The sequence below is a fragment of the Citrobacter sp. Cpo148 genome (genome assembly GCF_030332375.1).
In the GTDB taxonomy this organism is placed as follows: domain Bacteria; phylum Pseudomonadota; class Gammaproteobacteria; order Enterobacterales; family Enterobacteriaceae; genus Citrobacter; species Citrobacter portucalensis.
This window is the reverse complement of the sequence record NZ_JAOWHY010000040.1, coordinates 224,342-240,623: the sequence shown is the minus strand read 5'-3', so window position 1 is coordinate 240,623 and position 16,282 is coordinate 224,342. Positions and strand designations below refer to the sequence as shown.

The 16,282-nt window shown below is 52.4% G+C and carries 16 protein-coding genes; 9 read left to right on the top strand and 7 right to left on the bottom strand.

Annotation, left to right across the window (positions count from 1 at the left end; translation table 11 throughout):
- The first annotated feature begins 90 nt into the window (after window positions 1-90).
- Both OGY10_RS05365 and OGY10_RS05360 read left to right on the top strand, forming a co-directional pair.
- Window positions 91-1,497, top strand: coding sequence for a glycoside-pentoside-hexuronide (GPH):cation symporter (locus OGY10_RS05365; protein WP_191226414.1), 1,407 nt, complete (start codon window positions 91-93; stop codon window positions 1,495-1,497).
- Window positions 1,497-2,447 (top strand): glycoside hydrolase family 43 protein, encoded by a 951-nt coding sequence (locus OGY10_RS05360; protein ID WP_008786208.1) that lies wholly within the window; start codon window positions 1,497-1,499, stop codon window positions 2,445-2,447. Before OGY10_RS05365 ends, OGY10_RS05360 begins: the two co-directional genes overlap by 1 nt.
- Window positions 2,448-2,539: 92 nt before the next feature.
- Here OGY10_RS05360 and ampE read toward each other — a convergent pair whose 3' ends face one another.
- Both ampE and ampD read right to left on the bottom strand, forming a co-directional pair.
- A complete protein-coding gene (ampE, locus tag OGY10_RS05355) occupies window positions 2,540-3,394 on the bottom strand; it encodes a beta-lactamase regulator AmpE (RefSeq protein WP_048236132.1) in 855 nt (284 codons plus the stop codon).
- Window positions 3,391-3,954, bottom strand: coding sequence for a 1,6-anhydro-N-acetylmuramyl-L-alanine amidase AmpD (gene ampD, locus OGY10_RS05350; protein ID WP_191226415.1), 564 nt, complete (start codon window positions 3,952-3,954; stop codon window positions 3,391-3,393). Before ampD ends, ampE begins: the two co-directional genes overlap by 4 nt.
- Before the next feature lie 87 nt (window positions 3,955-4,041).
- On the opposite strand from ampD, the gene nadC reads away from it, so the two are divergent.
- The 4 genes from nadC to hofC all read left to right on the top strand — a co-directional run bounded on the left by nadC (window position 4,042) and on the right by hofC (window position 8,203).
- Window positions 4,042-4,935, top strand: coding sequence for a carboxylating nicotinate-nucleotide diphosphorylase (nadC, locus tag OGY10_RS05345; protein ID WP_003837454.1), 894 nt, complete (start codon window positions 4,042-4,044; stop codon window positions 4,933-4,935).
- A gap of 243 nt (window positions 4,936-5,178) precedes the next feature.
- A complete protein-coding gene (gene ppdD / locus OGY10_RS05340; RefSeq protein WP_032942370.1) occupies window positions 5,179-5,616 on the top strand; it encodes a prepilin peptidase-dependent pilin in 438 nt (145 codons plus the stop codon).
- 9 nt (window positions 5,617-5,625) lie between these two features.
- Window positions 5,626-7,011 carry a type II secretion system protein GspE gene (gene gspE, locus OGY10_RS05335; protein ID WP_286576408.1) on the top strand — a complete coding sequence of 462 codons (1,386 nt, stop codon included), beginning with the start codon at window positions 5,626-5,628 and terminating at the stop codon, window positions 7,009-7,011.
- On the top strand, window positions 7,001-8,203 hold the full coding sequence (gene hofC, locus OGY10_RS05330) for a protein transport protein HofC (RefSeq protein ID WP_191226417.1): 1,203 nt from the start codon (window positions 7,001-7,003) through the stop codon (window positions 8,201-8,203). Before gspE ends, hofC begins: the two co-directional genes overlap by 11 nt.
- Before the next feature lie 57 nt (window positions 8,204-8,260).
- Here hofC and OGY10_RS05325 read toward each other — a convergent pair whose 3' ends face one another.
- Complete coding sequence (locus OGY10_RS05325; RefSeq protein ID WP_003829510.1) at window positions 8,261-9,304, bottom strand: GMP reductase; 1,044 nt, start codon at window positions 9,302-9,304, stop codon at window positions 8,261-8,263.
- 225 nt (window positions 9,305-9,529) lie between these two features.
- Here OGY10_RS05325 and coaE point away from each other — a divergent pair, with 225 nt between their 5' ends.
- From coaE to yacG, 3 genes are read left to right on the top strand one after another with little or no spacing between them, the layout of a single operon-like run.
- On the top strand, window positions 9,530-10,150 hold the full coding sequence (coaE, locus tag OGY10_RS05320; RefSeq protein WP_003829511.1) for a dephospho-CoA kinase: 621 nt from the start codon (window positions 9,530-9,532) through the stop codon (window positions 10,148-10,150).
- On the top strand, window positions 10,150-10,893 hold the full coding sequence (zapD, locus tag OGY10_RS05315) for a cell division protein ZapD (protein WP_008786201.1): 744 nt from the start codon (window positions 10,150-10,152) through the stop codon (window positions 10,891-10,893). The genes coaE and zapD overlap by 1 nt, the downstream gene beginning before the upstream one ends.
- 9 nt (window positions 10,894-10,902) lie before the next feature.
- Entirely contained in the window at window positions 10,903-11,097 is a 195-nt protein-coding gene (yacG, locus tag OGY10_RS05310) for a DNA gyrase inhibitor YacG (RefSeq protein ID WP_003018740.1), read from the top strand.
- 172 nt (window positions 11,098-11,269) lie between these two features.
- Here yacG and mutT read toward each other — a convergent pair whose 3' ends face one another.
- The 4 genes from mutT to lpxC form a co-directional block, all read right to left on the bottom strand.
- Window positions 11,270-11,659 (bottom strand): 8-oxo-dGTP diphosphatase MutT, encoded by a 390-nt coding sequence (gene mutT / locus OGY10_RS05305; RefSeq protein WP_008786200.1) that lies wholly within the window; start codon window positions 11,657-11,659, stop codon window positions 11,270-11,272.
- A gap of 56 nt (window positions 11,660-11,715) precedes the next feature.
- A complete protein-coding gene (gene secA / locus OGY10_RS05300; protein WP_286576406.1) occupies window positions 11,716-14,421 on the bottom strand; it encodes a preprotein translocase subunit SecA in 2,706 nt (901 codons plus the stop codon).
- 60 nt (window positions 14,422-14,481) lie between these two features.
- Window positions 14,482-14,988 carry a secA translation cis-regulator SecM gene (gene secM, locus OGY10_RS05295; RefSeq protein WP_003829520.1) on the bottom strand — a complete coding sequence of 169 codons (507 nt, stop codon included), beginning with the start codon at window positions 14,986-14,988 and terminating at the stop codon, window positions 14,482-14,484.
- Window positions 14,989-15,271: 283 nt separating this feature from the next.
- Window positions 15,272-16,189 carry a UDP-3-O-acyl-N-acetylglucosamine deacetylase gene (gene lpxC, locus OGY10_RS05290; RefSeq protein ID WP_006686706.1) on the bottom strand — a complete coding sequence of 306 codons (918 nt, stop codon included), beginning with the start codon at window positions 16,187-16,189 and terminating at the stop codon, window positions 15,272-15,274.
- Window positions 16,190-16,282 lie beyond the last annotated feature (93 nt).

Genomic DNA, 16,282 nt, shown 5'->3' with positions numbered 1-16,282 from the left:
TTAGTCCATATCAGCGGCGTTATCCTGCAACGCAAAAACACCGGTGCCGGACAATAATTCTCTCCATATCTCATTAATGGAGTGCAGTTGATGGAAACCAGTAAGCTCACGGTGAAAGAAAAGATCGGCTATGGAATGGGCGACGCCGGATGCAACATCATCTTTGGCGCCATCATGTTGTTTGTTAACTATTTTTACACAGACATTTTTGGTCTGGCACCTGCACTGGTCGGCGTATTACTGCTCTCAGTACGCGTTATCGACGCCGTTACCGACCCTATAATGGGTGCGATGGCCGACCGCACCCGTAGTAAATATGGTCGATTTCGTCCATGGCTTTTATGGATGGCTTTCCCGTACGCGTTATTCAGCGTACTGATGTTTACCACTCCAGAGTGGACCTATAACAGCAAAGTTATCTATGCGTTCGTTACCTACTTCCTGCTATCTATTACTTATACAGCGATCAACATTCCCTACTGCTCGCTCGGCAGCGTCATCACCAACGATCCGAAGGAACGCGTCGCCTGCCAGTCATATCGCTTTGTGTTGGTAGGCATTGCAACCCTGCTGCTGTCCCTCACCTTGCTGCCAATGGCCGACTGGTTCGGCGGGGAAGACAAAGCCAAAGGGTATCAGATGGCGATGGCGGTTCTGGCTTTCATCGGCATGTGTATGTTCCTGTTTTGCTTCGCTACGGTCCGTGAACGCGTGCGCCCTGCTGTCCAGACCAATGACGATTTAAAAGCCGATCTGAAAGACGTGTGGAAGAACGATCAGTGGGTAAAAATTCTGCTGTTAACACTGTGCAACGTCTGTCCGGGCTTTATTCGCATGGCTGCCACCATGTACTACGTGACATGGGTTATGCAGCAAAGCACGCAGTTCGCAACGCTGTTTATCAGTCTTGGTGTGATCGGCATGATGATCGGCAGTATGTTGGCGAAGGTATTAACCGATCGCTGGTGCAAACTGAAAGTCTTCTTCTGGACCAATATTATCCTGGCGATTTTCTCTGCCGCGTTTTACTTCTTCGATCCGAAAGCCACCATGATGATTATGGTGCTCTACTTCCTGCTCAACATCCTGCACCAAATTCCTTCTCCGCTGCACTGGTCGCTGATGGCGGATGTCGATGACTATGGCGAGTGGAAAACCGGTAAACGCATCACCGGAATCAGCTTCTCCGGTAACCTGTTCTTCCTGAAACTGGGCCTGGCGATTGCCGGAGCGATGGTCGGCTTCCTGCTCTCCTGGTACGGCTACGACGCTGGGGCGAAAGCGCAAAGCGACTCTGCCATTAACGGTATTATGCTGCTGTTTACCATCATACCGGGCGTAGGCTACCTGATTACCGCAGGCGTGGTTCGTCTGCTGAAAGTTGACCGCGAGTTTATGCAGCAAATCCAGACAGATTTAGAAAAGCGCCGCGCCAACTACCGTGAACTGAATGAATACCACGATATAAAAACGACTGAAACCGTAAGGAAAGCCTAATGAATCAGTGGCCAAATCCCTTTATTGAACAGCGTGCCGATCCGTTTATCTTACGTGACGGTAGCCACTATTATTTCATTGCTTCAGTACCCGAATATGACCGACTGGAGATACGCCGGGCCGACTCGCTGGAGGGGTTGCGCACCGCCGCCCCGGTTGTCGTCTGGCGCAAACCAGAAAGCGGCCCCATGAGCCAACTCATCTGGGCACCCGAAATCCATCATCTGGCAGGCAAGTGGTACATCTATTTTGCTGCCACCCACACACAGTCGCTCGACAAGCTGGGGATGTTCCAGCATCGCATGTTTGCGCTCGAATGTGCCGACGCCGATCCGTTGACCGGGCAGTGGACGGAGAAAGGTCAGATTAAAACGCAGTTTGATACCTTTGCGCTTGATGCCACCACCTTTAACCATCAGGGAAAACAGTGGTACCTCTGGGCGCAGAAGTCGCCCGATATCGCCGGAAACTCCAATATCTATCTCGCTGAGCTGGAAAATCCATGGACGATTAAAGGCGAGCCGGTCATGCTAAGTCATCCTGAGTATGACTGGGAATGCCGGGGTTTTTGGGTCAATGAAGGTCCTGCCGTCATGGTTCATGGCGATAAGCTGTTTATCAGCTATTCCGCCAGCGCCACCGATGAGAACTACTGTATGGGATTATTGTGGATTGACCTCAACGCCGATCCGCTCAAACCGCAGAACTGGCACAAATCACCGCGTCCGGTCTTTACCACCAGTTATGAAAACCGCCAGTTTGGGCCAGGACACAACAGCTTTACACAAACGCCGGAAGGTGAAGATGTACTGGTATATCACGCGAGAAACTACACCGAAATCGAGGGCGATCCGCTGTACGACCCAAACCGCCACACTCGTCTGAAGCTCGTGCGTTGGGACGAAAACGGCATGCCAGATTTTGGCGTGCCGCCTGCTGATACGAACTAAACCGTTGCACTGCCCGGTGGCGCTAGCGCTTACCGGGCCTACACGTTTTTTCATTGTAGGCCGGATAAGCATTAGCGCCATCCGGCACAACGCTATACTAATGCCCCATAAATGGTGAGCACCGCAATAGCCACCACCACCACAAACGAGGTTTTCTTCGCCAGCGAAACGGCGGCTTTTGGCGTTTCGACTTTATCGGTGTGCGGTTCACGCGCCAGCGAGAACTGCGCCAGACGCGTAAGCACCTGATATTGCGACGTGTGCAGATCCGCAAGCGAGGCAAACCAGGCCGGCAGCGCTTTCTCACCATGTCCCAACAGCGCATAGACCACGCCCGCCAGACGCACCGGGATCCAATCCAGCACATGCAGGATCGCATCAATGCCTGATTGCAGACGCTGGTGCGGTGTCTGATAGCGCGCCAGCCAGGACTGCCAGGCGCGTAAAAAAGCATAACCAACCAGCGTCACAGGTCCCCACGGACCACCGACAATCAGCCAAAATAACGGCGCCAGATAAAAACGGAAGTTGTTCCATAACAGCGCGTTCTGCAGTTCGCGCAAGAATTCACGCTCATCGCAGTCCGGCGGAACCCCATGGATAAGCGTCAGCTCGCTGGCCATCGCATCACGGGCGTGAGCATCATCGCGAGCAGCCGCGTTCAGGTAAGCGTGATAGTGAAGGCGCGCCTTGCCAGCACCGATGCACAGCAAGCCAATTAAGATCCACGCCACCAGCAACGGAACATTAAACAACAGCCCATGAAGTGCGCGCAGTAGCAGAAATGTCACTCCCATCGCAATCAGAGTCATGCCTACCGTACGCATCATCGAAAAATGCTTAATCCGGCGGAAAAAAGCTTCAATCCGGTGATCAAGCTGCCAGTGCTCACCCAGCTTAAACAGGCGTTCAACAATCAACACCAATAATGTTGTAAACAGCGTCATGTCATCTCCTTGTGCGACGAGGGGGTGACCAGGGCGCGGAACCTTGCCCAGTCAAAGGACGGCCCGGGATCGGTCTTACGCTCGGGCGCAATATTGCAATGTCCTGTCATGTTGTTAGCAATGGCCGGATAACGCGTAATCAGAATATTCGTCACGGCAACCAGTTGCTGATACTGCGCATCGGTATAGGCCAGTGTATCCGTCCCTTCCAACTCAATACCAATTGAAAAATCATTACAGCGTTCTCGCCCTTGATAGCTCGACACACCCGCATGCCAGGCGCGTTTATCAAAAGGCACATATTGCACGATTTCACCGTCACGGCGAATCAAACAATGGGCCGAAACACGCAGATGGGCGATCCCGGCAAAATAAGGATGGGCGTTGGGATCAATCGTGCCCGTAAACAGCGCGTCTATCCACGGGCCGCCAAACTCGCCGGGCGGCAGGCTGATATTATGCACCACCAGCAGAGAAGGGTTTTCGTCATCCGGGCGGCAATCGTAATGCGGAGAGGGAACGCGTCGCGCCTCTGCCAGCCAGCCCTCGTCTAACAACATGCAGAATCTCCTTATTGGTGGTGCTCATATCAGGTTCAGGGTAGCATGTTTCCACCTTATGATTCGTTAGCAATTTGGAGTTTTATCATGCCGCCTCGCCGCTATAACCCTGACTACCGACGTGACGCGCTGTTGGAACGCATAAATCTGGATATCCCTGCCGCTGTAGCTCAGGCGCTGCGTGAAGATTTAGGCGGAGAAGTTGATGCCAATAACGATATCACCGCACAGCTTTTACCCGAAGACATGCGCTCCCATGCCACCGTAATCACCCGCGAAGATGGCGTTTTTTGTGGAAAACGTTGGGTGGAAGAGGTCTTTATTCAGCTGGCTGGCGATGATGTCAACATCACCTGGCATGTCGAAGATGGCGACAGCATAAAGGCCAATCAGCCGCTGTTTGAACTGGACGGCCCTTCCCGCGTTTTACTGACCGGTGAACGTACTGCGCTGAATTTTGTGCAGACGCTTTCAGGTGTAGCGAGTGAAGTGCGTAAATACGTCGACCTGTTAGCGGGAACCAAGACCCAACTGCTGGATACCCGCAAAACCCTGCCGGGACTGCGTACCGCGCTAAAATACGCCGTATTGTGCGGCGGCGGCGCGAATCATCGTTTGGGGCTGTCCGACGCCTTCCTGATTAAAGAAAACCACATTATTGCTTCCGGCTCGGTACGTCAGGCCGTCGAAAAAGCCTTCTGGTTGCACCCGGATGTGCCGGTTGAAGTCGAAGTAGAAAGCCTGGATGAACTGGACGACGCGCTGAAAGCCGGGGCCGATATCATCATGCTCGATAACTTCGAAACTGACCAAATGCGCGAAGCGGTAAAACGCACCAACGGCCAGGCGCGTCTGGAAGTGTCGGGCAACGTCACCCATGAAACGCTGCGCGAATTTGCCGAAACCGGTGTGGACTTTATCTCCGTTGGCGCGCTGACCAAACATGTTCGCGCACTCGATCTCTCCATGCGATTTCGCTAATTGCTGATTGTATTGCCCGATGACGCTTCGCTTATCGGGCCTACTACACAGGTTTATTCCGTAAGCCGAATACGGCATTTACACCACCACCCGGCAGTTTCTTCGAGTCTCTTCGCAAGTACATTGTCTGACTCTGTAATTTCGTAAAAATCCTCTGAACCCGCTTTCCCGTTTTGTTTTTTGTCTCTCGCCGTCCTCCCGTCGGTTTGCCAAAGTAGCGCCAGCAAACTCAAGGAGCGAACGATGAACAAGCAACGAGGCTTTACGCTTATCGAACTCATGGTGGTGATTGGCATTATTGCCATCCTTAGCGCCATCGGCATTCCGGCATATCAAAACTATCTGCGCAAAGCCGCGCTGACGGACATGCTGCAAACATTTGTCCCCTATCGCACGGCGGTTGAGCTCTGTGCACTGGAGCATGGCGGAACAAATACCTGCGATGCCGGAACGAATGGTATTCCCTCTCCAACAACTACCCGTTACGTCTCAGCCATGAGCGTTGAAAAGGGAGTTGTCAGCCTTAGTGGGCAGGAAAGCCTGAACGGGCTAAGCATCACCATGACGCCAGGTTGGGACAATGCCAACGGCATTACCGGCTGGAACCGAAACTGCGTCATCCAGAACGACAGCGCATTGCAGCAGGCCTGTGAAGACGTTTTCCGCTTCGATACCCACTAAGGAACAGAGATGAACACCACCCAACTTACGGCACTATGCCAACGTTATCAGGCAATATTACTGGATGCAGACAATGAAGTGGTGCATATCGCCGTCGTAGACGCCCCATCACACGAGCTGCTGGATGCGCTGCATTTTGCCACCACCCGACACATCGACATTGTCTGCTGGACACGTCAGCAAATGGAAGGCCACACGCATACACCGCAGACAATGCTTCCGGCAGTAGTCACGAAAAGCAGCGCCAGCGCGGCAGACTTGCTGAATCAGACGTTTCATTCCGCTCTGACGCAACGGGCTTCTGATATTCATTTTGAACCCGAGGAAAATCACTATCGAATCAGATTACGCGTAGATGGCGTGCTTCACGCTTTACCGGAAGTCACGACCGAGATGGGCATTGCCATCACCGCAAGGTTAAAAGTATTAGGCAGCCTGGATATCGCCGAGCATCGGCTTCCACAAGACGGACAATTTACCGTTGAGATTTCAGGAGAGCCGGTCTCGTTTCGCATCGCCACCCTACCCTGTCGCTACGGCGAAAAAGTCGTGTTACGGCTACTTCATCAGGTCGATCAGTCACTGGAGATCGCGGCGCTGGGAATGCAAGACGCGCAGCTGGCCGCATTTTCGCAAGCCTTGCAGCAGCCTCAGGGGTTGATTCTGGTCACCGGACCTACCGGAAGCGGCAAAACGGTCACGCTGTACAGTGCGCTGCAAACCCGAAACACCCCGGATGTGAATCTTTGTAGCGTGGAGGATCCGGTAGAGATCCCGATCGCAGGTCTCAACCAGACGCAAATTCACCCACGCGCCGGTTTGACTTTTCAGGGCGTATTGCGCGCGCTGCTGCGCCAGGATCCCGACATTATCATGGTGGGTGAAATCCGCGATGGCGAAACGGCAGAAATAGCCCTTAAGGCCGCACAAACAGGTCATCTGGTTCTTTCTACGCTGCATACCAATTCCACCAGTGAAACGCTGGTGCGCCTGCAACAAATGGGTGTCGCACGCTGGATGATCGCCTCCGCGCTGACGCTCGTTATTGCACAGCGGTTGGTCAGAAAGTTGTGCCCCCATTGCCGACAACGTCAGAGTACGCCTATCACGCTCCCGAAAACTGTCTGGCCTACACCACTACCGAATTGGCAGGCCCTTGGCTGCAAACATTGTTATCACGGATTTTATGGCCGTACGGCATTGTTTGAAGTGCTCCCTGTTACTCCGGCATTACGTCAGAGTATTGCCAGTGGCACATCAGTAGACGAAGTGGAATCTGATGCTCAGCAATCAGGAATGAGAACGCTTTTCGAGAATGGCTGTCAGGCCGTCAAGCAAGGGTTAACGACATTTGAAGAGCTGATTCGTGTACTGGGCATGCCTCATGTCCGCTAAACAGCTTTGGTGCTGGCAAGGCATTAACAACGAAGGTAAATCGCTGGAAGGAACGCTATGGGCCGATACCCGACCGTCATTGATGCTGGCTCTTGAGGAACAACAGATTACGCCGCTGCGCATTAAACGTATGCGTGTCAAAATCTCGCACTGGAGCCGTACAAGAAGTGCCGAAACCATACACCAGTTGGCGACATTGCTAAAGGCAGGGTTAACGCTCTCAACAGGGCTAGCTCTGCTTGCTGAACAGCATCCCAGCAGTCAATGGCAGGCGCTACTGCGTACGCTGGCTTACGATATGGAACAGGGCATAACCCTCTCCGCCTCGTTATCACAATGGCAACACGTTTTTCCGCCCCTTTACCAGGCAATGATCCGTACCGGAGAACTTACGGGTAAGCTGGACGACTGCTGTTTTGAACTCGCCTACCAGCAAAAGAAACAACAGCAACTTGCTGATAAAGTTAAAAAATCCCTGCGCTATCCGATCATCATCATAACAATGGCGGTGATGGTCGTATTTGCGATGCTGCAGTTTGTACTCCCTGAGTTTGCCGCTATCTACCAGACGTTCAACACCCCGCTACCGGCGCTCACTCAGTGGATTATTACCATCGCACACTGTAGCAGCCAATGGGGATGGCTGGCGGTAGCGCTTGGCCTGGTAGCAGTTGCCACACATCATTTGATAAAGCAGAAACCGTACTGGCTCATTCTGCGCCAGAAATTGCTGCTCAGCCTCCCGGTCATAGGGCCGATAGTGAGAGGGCAAAAACTCACGCAGATATTCACTGTTCTGGCGTTAACGCAAAATGCGGGCATTCCCTTTTTGCAGGGTCTTGAGAGCGTTACCGAAACGCTGGCTAACCCTTTCTGGTCGCAACGTTTAGCACTGGTTCAGCAGGACATCAGCTCTGGAAAACCGATCTGGTTAGCGCTTAAAAATAGCGGTGAATTCAGCCCATTGTGTATACAGCTGGTCAGAACGGGTGAAGCTTCCGGCTCGCTGGATGCAATGCTGCGCAATCTTGCTCATCACCATGGCGAGAAAACCCTGGCTCAGGCTGAGAATTTGGCTGCATTACTTGAGCCTGCGTTGCTGGTCATTACGGGGCTTATCATCGGTACGCTGGTCGTCGCGATGTATTTACCGATTTTCCATCTGGGAGATGCGATGAGCGGGGCGGGATAGATTCAAATGCCGGATGGCGGCGTAACGCCATCCGGCATTTCACAGAACTAGCTGTTCTTACAGGCTATTGAAAACACGGTTTTCTTGTTCCTGTACACGAATAAATGTTGTACGTTTGGTCAGCTCTTTCAGACGGGATGCGCCCACATAGGTACAAGCAGAACGCAAACCGCCGAGGATATCGCGAGCGGTATTATCAACCGGGCCGCGCAGTGGCAGCTTGACGGTTTTACCTTCTGCAGCGCGGTACTGTGCAACACCACCTACGTGACGCGTCATGGCAGATTCAGAGCTCATACCGTAGAACAGCATGAATTTCTCACCGTTCTCTTCAACAATTTTGCCGCCACTTTCTTCATGACCAGCCAGCATGCCGCCGAGCATCACGAAGTCTGCACCGCCACCGAACGCTTTTGCCACGTCACCCGGCATTGTGCAGCCGCCGTCGCTGACAATCATTCCACCCAGACCGTGGGCTGCATCGGCGCATTCAATAACCGCAGAAAGCTGTGGATAGCCAACGCCGGTTTTTACACGCGTGGTACATACAGAACCTGGGCCAATGCCGACTTTGACAATATCAGCACCGGAAAGCACCAGCTCTTCACACATTTCACCGGTGACCACATTGCCCGCACAGATCGTTTTAGTCGGCCATGCTTCACGCGCTTTCGACACGAACTGAACAAAATGCTCTGAGTAGCCATTGGCCACATCAATGCAGATAAAGTTCAACGCGGGGTTGAGCGCCAGAATCTGTTTAGTTTTTTCGAAATCTGCATCAGACGTACCGGTTGAAACCATTACGTGTTTGAGCACATCGGCAGAGCTCTCTGCGATGAAGGCGGCCCAGTCTTCAACAGAATAGTGTTTGTGCACAGCGGTCAGGATGTCGAAGGAAGCCAGTGCCGTTGCCATGGCAAACGTCCCGACAGTGTCCATGTTCGCGGCAATAATAGGTACGCCGGACCAGGTCTGACCTGAATGCTTAAAGGTAAATTGACGTTCCAGCTCAACATCGGAACGGCTTTTGAGAGTAGAACGCTTAGGGCGGATAAGAACGTCTTTGAAACCTAACTTCAGATCTTCTTCGATACGCATGTGCGGATTCCTGGGGTTAATGGCGAAAAATCGAAACTCACAACTCCAGTGACGCTATCATACGCACTAATCAATGCCGCGCAAGACTGCGAAATTCTCTTTTTTTACGCTACAATCCCATAAATTTACCTGGCGAATAGTAGGTTAATCCTGCAGCAGCCTCGCCTTCGCACGCATAACTTTTAACTGTTTGATAATCAAACTTAAACTCCAGGATCGGCATCTATGAGGTATACGGTAGCCTTAACCGGCGGCATTGGCAGTGGTAAAAGCACCGTTGCAAATGCGTTCGCTGACCTCGGAATAAACGTCATTGATGCAGATATTATTGCGCGCCAGGTGGTTGAACCCGGCACACCTGCTCTTAAGGCGATCGAAGAACATTTTGGTTCCGACGTTATAGCCGCAGACGGATCGTTGCAGCGACGCATTTTACGCGAACGCATTTTTTCCAATCCTGAGGAGAAAAGCTGGCTGAATGCTCTGCTTCATCCGCTTATTCAGCAGGAAACCCAGCGTCAGTTTCAGCAAGCAACCTCTCCTTATCTGCTATGGGTTGTCCCTTTGCTGGTGGAAAATTCGCTGTATAAAAAAGCCGACCGCGTACTCGTGGTGGATGTCACCCCCGAAACCCAGCTCAGACGCACCATGCAGCGTGATGACGTCACGCGTGAGCATGTTGAACAAATTCTTGCTGCCCAGGCAACGCGTGAAGCGCGGCTGGCCGTGGCAGACGATGTTATTGATAATAATGGCGCACCGGAAGCCATCGCCTCGGATGTCGCCCGCCTGCACGCGCTCTATTTGCAATGCGCGTCGCAGTTTGTCTCACAGGAAAAACCGTAATGCACACCCAGGTCCTTTTTGAACACCCTCTCAATGAGAAGATGCGTACATGGCTGCGCATTGAGTTTTTAATCCAACAGCTCTCCGTTAATTTGCCCATTACTGATCATGCCGGCGCTCTGCATTTTTTCCGCAATATCGGAGATTTGCTGGATGTATTTGAACGCGGCGAAGTCCGTACCGAACTCCTCAAAGAACTGGAGCGACAGCAGCGTAAACTCCAGGCCTGGGTCGAAGTTCCCGGCGTCGATCAAAGCAGAATCGACTCTTTGCGTCAGCAGCTAAAAAGTGCAGGCAGCATTCTGATTTCTGCCCCGCGTATTGGACAGACGCTGCGCGAAGATCGTCTGATTGGTCTCGTACGTCAGCGTTTAAGTATTCCTGGCGGGTGCTGCAGTTTCGATCTGCCGACTCTGCATATCTGGTTACACCTGGCACAGTCGCATCGTGACGCGCAGGTTGAAACCTGGCTTGCCAGCCTGAATCCGCTCAACCAGGCGCTGTCGCTGGTACTGGATTTAATTCGCAACTCAGCGCCGTTTCGTAAGCAAACCAGCCTGAATGGTTTTTATCAGGACAACGGCGAAGATGCAGATCTGCTGCGCTTGCAGCTGCCGCTTGATTCGCTGCTTTATCCGCAAATCTCTGGTCATAAGAGCCGTTTTGCCATCCGCTTTATGCCGCTGGATAGCGAGAATGGTCAGGTGCCTGAGCGCCTCGATTTTGAACTGGCGTGCTGTTAAGGAGTCAACATGTCTGAACAAACCATCGTCAACTGCCCAACCTGCGGCAAGCCTGTAGTATGGGCTGAGGTCAGTCCGTTTCGCCCATTCTGCAGCAAGCGCTGCCAGTTAATCGATCTGGGAGAGTGGGCCGCAGAAGAGAAACGCATCCCAAGCTCTGGTGATCTGTCAGAAAGCGACGACTGGAGTGAAGAACAGAAGTAATTCTGCTAAAACGGTGGGTCGGATTAGGCAACGCCGCACCCGGCATTTTATGTTGTTTTGCCTGATGGCGCTGCGCTTATCAGGCCTACGAACTAAAACGTAGGGCGGGCAAGCGTAGCGCCCCGCCATAATTTGCCGGATGCGGCGTTGCCTTATCCGGCCTACAGCACCATTAGCCAGCTATCAGCTTTTCAATGACCGGTGCATTCGCGGGCGGGAAATCCTGCGCATTCAGAGCATCTTGCGCAATCCACTGCGCCGGTTGCCCCTCTTTTCCCCACGGCTCGCCTTCCCAGCTTTCAACCAGCCAGAACCACAGAGTGATATGCCTGTCCGGAAACTGATACTCCAGCTTTTCGAACAATGAGCTTTGAGTCGGCGTGATCCCCACTTCTTCCTGTAGCTCGCGAATCAGCGCCTGCTCCGGCGTTTCGCCCGCTTCAATTTTCCCGCCGGGGAATTCCAGCTTATTTGCCATGTGGGCATCAGCCGCACGCTGGGTGATAAAAATTTCATGTTGCTGATTACGAATAATCCCGACGGCGATTTGCAGTATTTTCATCTTTATCGTCCATAAAAAAGGCGCAGAATTCTGCGCCTTTTCAGTAAGTTATTTTCTTAGCTCAGACGGCCGTGGCACTGTTTGTATTTTTTGCCAGAGCCGCAAGGACACGGATCGTTACGACCCACTTTACGATCGCCGGTTTGTGCTGCCAGCTCTTCTGCTGCGGCAGAATCGTCGCCTTTATGACTCAACTGCTGCATCTGCGCTAAGCGCTCAGCTTCTTCACGACGCTGCTGCTCCATGGCTTCGACTTCTTCAGGCATACGCACCTGAACTTTGCTCAGGGTGCTGATCACTTCGTATTTCAGTGATTCCAGCATTGACGCAAACATAGAGAAGGATTCACGCTTGTATTCCTGCTTCGGATCTTTTTGCGCATAACCACGCAGGTGGATACCCTGACGCAGATAGTCCATCGCAGCAAGGTGCTCTTTCCACAGAGAGTCGAGAGTTTGCAGCATCACGCCTTTTTCGAAGTGACGCATCATCTCCGCGCCCACAACTTCTTCTTTACGCTGATAAACTTCGATGGCGTTTGCCAGGATACGTTCACGCAGCGTTTCTTCGTGCAGCTCAGGCTCTTTATCCAGCCACTCTGAAATCGGCATCTCAAGATCGAAGTCGTTTTTCAGACGTTCCTGCAGACCCGGGATATCCCACATTTCTTCCAGAGACTGCGGCGGAATATAGGCATCAATAGTTGCTTTGAAGACATCTTCACGGATGCTGTTGATGGTTTCGCTAACGTCAGTTACGTCCAGCAGTTCGTTACGCTGGGTGTAGATAGCACGACGCTGATCGTTGGCAACGTCATCATATTCCAGCAGCTGCTTACGAATATCGAAGTTGCGGCTTTCCACTTTACGCTGTGCGTTAGCAATTGCTTTGGTCACCCATGGGTGTTCAATGGCTTCGCCAGGCTTTATACCCAGTTTACGCATCATGCCTGACACGCGGTCAGAGGCAAAAATACGCATCAGCGCATCTTCCATCGACAGATAGAAACGGGAAGAGCCCGCATCACCCTGACGACCCGAACGACCACGCAGCTGGTTATCGATACGGCGAGATTCGTGACGCTCGGTACCAATAATATGCAAGCCACCGGCAGCTAATACCGCGTCATGGCGAACCTGCCACTCGGCTTTAATCTGCGCGATTTGTTCCGGAGTTGGGTTTTCCAGCTCGGCAACTTCCGCCTGCCAGCTACCGCCCAGCACGATATCGGTACCACGACCGGCCATGTTCGTCGCGATAGTCACGGCTGACGGGTAACCCGCCTGGGCGACGATTGCAGCTTCGTTGGCGTGGAACTTGGCGTTCAGAACATTGTGTTTGATACCCGCTTTGCTCAGCTCGTTAGACACTACTTCCGATTTTTCAATGGAGATAGTACCTACCAGCACCGGCTGGCCATTTGCGGTACGCTCTTTAATATCTTCAATGATCGCCTGAATTTTTTCCGCTTCGGTCATGTACACCAGATCCGGTAAATCCTTACGGATCATCGGACGGTTGGTCGGCACAACCACGGTATCCAGTTTGTAGATGGAGCTAAATTCAAATGCTTCAGTGTCGGCTGTACCGGTCATGCCGGCCAGTTTTTCGTACAAACGGAAGTAGTTCTGGAAGGTAATAGATGCCAGCGTCTGGTTCTCGTTCTGGATCTCTACGCCTTCTTTAGCTTCAACAGCCTGGTGCAGACCATCGGACCAGCGACGCCCCTGCATGGTACGACCGGTGTGTTCATCGACGATGATAACTTCGCCGTCTTTCACGATGTAGTCTACGTCGCGGGTAAACAGCACGTGCGCACGCAGTGCGGCAGTCACGTGGTGCATCAGCATAATGTTGCCTGGAGAGTACAGTGACTCGCCCTCGTCCATAATGCCTTCGTTAACCAGCAGCTCTTCAATCAGTACCAGACCACGTTCGGTCAGGTTAACCTGGCGCGCTTTCTCATCAACTGAGAAGTGCCCTTCGCCCTGGAACGTGTCGGAATCTTCCTTCTCCTGACGGATCAGGTGCGGGATGATTTTATTCACTTTTTTGTACATTTCCGAGCTGTCTTCAGCCGGACCGGAAATGATCAGCGGTGTACGCGCTTCATCGATCAGGATGGAGTCGACTTCATCGACCAGCGCATAGTGCAGTTTTCGCTGAACGCGCTCTTCCGGGCTAAACGCCATGTTGTCGCGCAGGTAGTCAAAGCCGTATTCGTTGTTGGTACCGTAAGTAATATCGGCATTGTAGGCTTCACGCTTGGCTGGCGCAGGCAGGCCAGACATGTTGATACCCACGGTCATGCCGAGGAATTCAAACAGCGGGCGGTTATTTTCGGCGTCACGCTGAGCCAGGTAGTCGTTCACGGTAACCACGTGTACGCCCTTCCCGCTTAATGCGTTCAGGTAGGCTGGCAGCGTCGCGGTAAGGGTTTTACCTTCACCAGTACGCATTTCCGCGATGCAGCGATCGTTAAGCACCATACCGCCCAGCAGTTGAACGTCGAAGTGACGCATACCGAACACGCGTTTACTCGCTTCACGCACTACTGCGAACGCTTCCGGGATCAGGCTCTCAACGCTGGCACCTTTTTCCAGACGGGCGCGGAATTCAGCGGTCTTCGCTTTCAGTTCATCATCGGAGAGTTTTTCCATCTCCGGTTCCATCGCGTTGATGACATTGACCACTTTACGCATACGACGCAGCGTACGCTCGTTACGGCTACCGAATACTTTCGTTAATAATTTGATTAGCATAATAAAATCTCAAACGCCCCGCGGTGCGGAGTCAAAAATTATAAGTTGGAAGGTTCTTTTTTAGCTGAGGCGTTGAGGACCAGCGCGGATACCCTGCAGCTGGCTGATCCAGACCGGAACGCTAAACGCGGCCTGAGAGGTAAAGTGTGCGTATGTCACGCGACTTACTGTCGCGGGCGGAGTGCCTTCCTGCGTCAGCATCGCGCTGAGCGTATTCAGTAACGCAAGATGGTGCGCCTGGATTGGCAATGGCTCTTCGGCAACGGGCAACGCCTGAGGCGCCATGGCAAAAGAAAGATGGCGGATAACCGTACGAATGGCATGTTGATGCCAGTAATCGACGGTAAAATTTGGGCGGCGATTAGTCGCTTCCAGCAAAGCAAGCTGGCTAAAGTTAACTTTAGCGCCTTGATCGTGATTGCTGGCGGTCGCCTTCGCGGGGGTATTAGGTTCAGCAGCATTACCGAGCGCGGGCAGGCCAAAACTAGCCGCGACCATCCCCAACAGGAGATGCGGCCAGAAGTACCGTCTGCCTAACTGTCGCCAGCGCGTCAGTATTCCACTCACGTTATTGCCACCTGATATACCCTGCGTTTGGGGTTACAAATGCAAAACCATTTTTTGCGCACAAATCTTACCATTAATGCGTTCGCACCACAGCAGTAATGACAGCAAGTCGCGGGTAAATATGCTTAAGAAAGCAGCGATCGAACGGTATTTTAATCTACCTGTGGGGAAAAAGTCGCTTCAGATAAGGTGGTTTGCACTCGGAAGATAAAAAAACGACTGGCTCACCTGGCCGGAGAGAGTGCCAGATTTACCAGTCGAATTTATGCGACAACGTATGTCGTTATGCCAGTACGGTCGATGGTGCTTTGAACGCCAACGGCAGTTCTGCATCGTCCTGGAAGGTCACATATTCCCAGGCTTCCTGTTTTGCCAGGACCGCCTGCAACAGTTTGTTATTCAATGCATGACCGGATTTATACGCGGTAAATGCACCAATAATGTTGTGACCACACATGAACAAGTCACCGATCGCGTCGAGCATTTTGTGACGAACGAATTCATCTTCAAAACGCAGGCCGTCTTCGTTCAATACGCGATAATCGTCAACAACGATGGCACAATCGAAGCTGCCGCCCAGGCACAGGCCGCGGGACTGCAGATATTCGATATCACGCATGAAGCCGAAAGTACGCGCACGGCTGATCTGACGCATGAACGCATCCGCAGAGAAGTTCATCGCGTAGCGCTGCGTGCTGGAGTCGATCGCCGGATGGTTAAAGTCGATGGTGAAATCCAACGTAAAACCATTATACGGCTTGAACTCAGCCCACTTATCGCCATCTTCGACACGAACGGTCTCTTTGATGCGAACAAATTTTTTGGCGCTGCTCAGTTCTTCAATACCTGCATCAAGCAGCAGATAAACGAACGGAGCGGCACTGCCATCCATGATCGGGATTTCCGGTGCGTTAACTTCAATAACGATGTTATCGATACCTAAACCCGCCAGAGCAGCATTAAGGTGCTCTACGGTTGAAATCCGTACATCATGCTCATTGACCAGACACGTACAGAGCATGGTATCACGCACAGATTTGGCATCGGCCGGGAAATCTACCGGAGGATTCAAGTCGGTGCGACGATAGATGACCCCGGTGTTGGCCGGCGCAGGGCGTAATGTCAGGGTGACTTTTTTGCCGGTATGCAAACCGACGCCAGTCGCCTGAACGATACGTTTAAGAGTCCTTTGTTTGATCATCGTATAATCTCGCCAAATTACCTATCCAACCGAAGTGTACTATACATTCGGTGGGCCAGTTTAGCACAAAGAGCCACAATTCCCAAATTCCAG